The organism is Pseudomonas sp. PS01299, assembly GCF_029960145.1.
Lineage (GTDB): Bacteria > Pseudomonadota > Gammaproteobacteria > Pseudomonadales > Pseudomonadaceae > Aquipseudomonas > Aquipseudomonas putida_A.
On the sequence record NZ_JASCPO010000428.1, the window covers coordinates 1 to 2,557 of the forward strand.

The following is a 2,557-nucleotide window of genomic DNA, read 5'->3' on the forward strand; positions in this document are numbered from 1 at the left end:
GGGCTTGCTCGCGAAAGCGGTGGGTCAGGCAATATCCATGTTGACCGTGCCGCCGTCTTCGCGAGCAAGCCCGCTCCCACAGAGGAATTGAGTCAGGCCGAGCATTCTTCCTTATTAATAAAAACAGCAAGCAGAGGTCACCGGTGGAGCAAGAAGCCTGGCAGGTATTGATAGTCGAGGATGACCAGCGTCTGGCCGAACTCACCCGCGAATACCTGCAAGCCAATGGATTGCGCGTGGAGATCGAAGGCAACGGCGCGCTGGCGGCGGCGCGGATCATCAAGGAGCAGCCGGACCTGGTGATCCTCGACCTGATGCTGCCCGGTGAAGACGGCCTGAGCATTTGCCGCAAGGTGCGCGATCGTTACGACGGGCCGATCCTGATGCTCACCGCGCGCACCGACGATGCTGACCAGATTCAGGGTCTCGACCTCGGCGCTGACGATTACGTGTGCAAACCGGTGCGTCCACGGCTGTTGCTCGCGCGCATTCAGGCCTTGCTGCGACGCAGTGACAGCGCCGAACCGATCGCGGAAAAAAGCCGTCGCCTGCAATTCGGCCCGCTGGTGGTGGACAACGCCTTGCGCGAAGCCTGGCTCAGCGACAGCGGCATCGAACTGACCAGTGCCGAATTCGACCTGCTCTGGCTGTTGGTGTCGAACGCCGGGCGAATCCTCTCTCGCGAAGAAATCTTCACTGCGTTGCGCGGCATCGGCTATGACGGTCAGGACCGCTCGATCGATGTGCGCATCTCGCGCATTCGCCCGAAGATTGGCGATGACCCCGACCATCCGCGCCTGATCAAGACCATCCGCAGCAAAGGCTATCTGTTCGTCCCTGAAGCCTGTGTGGATCTGGCCCTGTGAATTCGATCTTCCTGCGCATCTATGGCGGCATGTGCGCGGCGCTGATTCTGGTGGCGGTGCTTGGTGTGCTGGCGCTGCACCTGCTCAATCAGGTGCGCAGCGAGCAATACCGCGAGCGCCTGGCCCATGGCACGTTCTCGCTGATGGCCGACAACCTGCAACCGATGAATGAGACCGAGCGCCACCGGGCGTTGTTGGTCTGGGAGCGTCTGCTGGGAATTCCGCTGGCACTGAAGAAGTTTTCCGAGACCGGTCTGGACTTGTCTCAGCGCACTCGGGTGCAGCGCGGTCAGGCGTTGGTGGAGCAGACAGGCCCGCATGCGGCGCGGGTCTATCGACTGGTCAGTGATAAAGAACAATTGGTGCTCACCGGCGACGTGCAGCAGATCAGCGAGCAACTGGCGCGCGCGACTATTTATCTGCTGGCCGATGAGCTAGTGCGCTTCCCGGTGAGCGAACAGCCCAAGCGGCTGGCGCAGTTAAAAGAAGAGAAGGGCTTCGGTTTTGATCTGCGGCTGGTCACGGTCAACGAGGCCGACATGGACGAAGACCAGAGCCGCCGAGTGTCCGAGGGCGATACGGTGATGGCGCTGGGCAAGGGCGGGGATTCGATCAGGGTGTTTGCCGGCATGGTCGGTACGCCGTGGGTGCTGGAGATCGGCCCGCTGTATCAGATGAATCCGTATCCGCCGCAATGGCTGGTGTTGATCGCTGCCCTGGGCCTGACCTTGATCGGTCTGATCGTATATCTGCTGGTGCGTCAGCTCGAAAGACGTCTGCGCGGACTCGAAGCCGCGGCCACACGCATCGCCAAGGGCAGCCTGGAAACCCGCGTGCCGGCCCGCGGTGCTGACTCGGTCGGGCGGCTGGCGGCGGCGTTCAACGGCATGGCCGAGCATCTGCAGCAGTTGCTGGCGATCCAGCGCGAGCTGGTGCGTGCGGTGTCCCACGAACTGCGCACGCCGGTGGCGCGCCTGCGTTTCGGGCTGGAGATGATCGGCTCGGCCACCACCCCGCAGGCGCTGGAGAAATACCGCGAGGGCATGGATCACGATATAGAGGACCTCGATAAGCTGGTCGACGAAATGCTCACTTACGCGCGGCTGGAACAGGGTTCGCCAGCGTTGACCTTCCAACGCATCGACCTCGATGCGCTGGTCAATCAGGTGATCGCAGAACTGGCGCCGTTGCGTGCCGAGGTCACGGTGCAGCGCGGGTTGTGCCTGTCAGCGGCGGACAACGATGGCGCCTGGGTCGAAGCCGAGCCGCGCTTCCTGCATCGGGCGTTGCAGAATCTGGTGAGCAACGCGATGCGCCATGCGCGCTCGAATGTCACGGTGAGTTATCAGGTCGGGCAGTTGCGCTGCCGGGTCGATGTCGAGGATGACGGGCCGGGTGTGCCGGAGTCGGCGTGGGAACGGATCTTCACGCCGTTCCTGCGTCTGGATGACAGCCGCACCCGGGCCTCTGGTGGGCACGGGCTGGGGCTGTCGATTGTGCGGCGGATCATTCACTGGCATGACGGTCGGGCGCTGATCAACAAGAGCAAAAGTCTGGGTGGGGCTTGTTTCAGTCTGAGTTGGCCAAGGAATCAGGAGCGCCGCTGAGTTTTGCGTTAGCAGAAATGGCGCCTTCGCGAGCAAGCCCGCTCCCACCCTTGAAATGCATTCCCCTGTGGGAGCGGGCTTGCT

General features: G+C 62.6%; 2 protein-coding genes. Both read left to right on the plus strand.

What is annotated here, in order from left to right:
- Nucleotides 1-143 precede the first annotated feature (143 nt).
- Nucleotides 144-866 (plus strand): response regulator, encoded by a 723-nt coding sequence (locus tag QMX91_RS30655; protein ID WP_098965100.1) that lies wholly within the window; start codon nt 144-146, stop codon nt 864-866.
- Nucleotides 863-2,473 carry an ATP-binding protein gene (locus tag QMX91_RS30660; protein ID WP_103368757.1) on the plus strand — a complete coding sequence of 537 codons (1,611 nt, stop codon included), beginning with the start codon at nt 863-865 and terminating at the stop codon, nt 2,471-2,473. The genes QMX91_RS30655 and QMX91_RS30660 overlap by 4 nt, the downstream gene beginning before the upstream one ends.
- Nucleotides 2,474-2,557 lie beyond the last annotated feature (84 nt).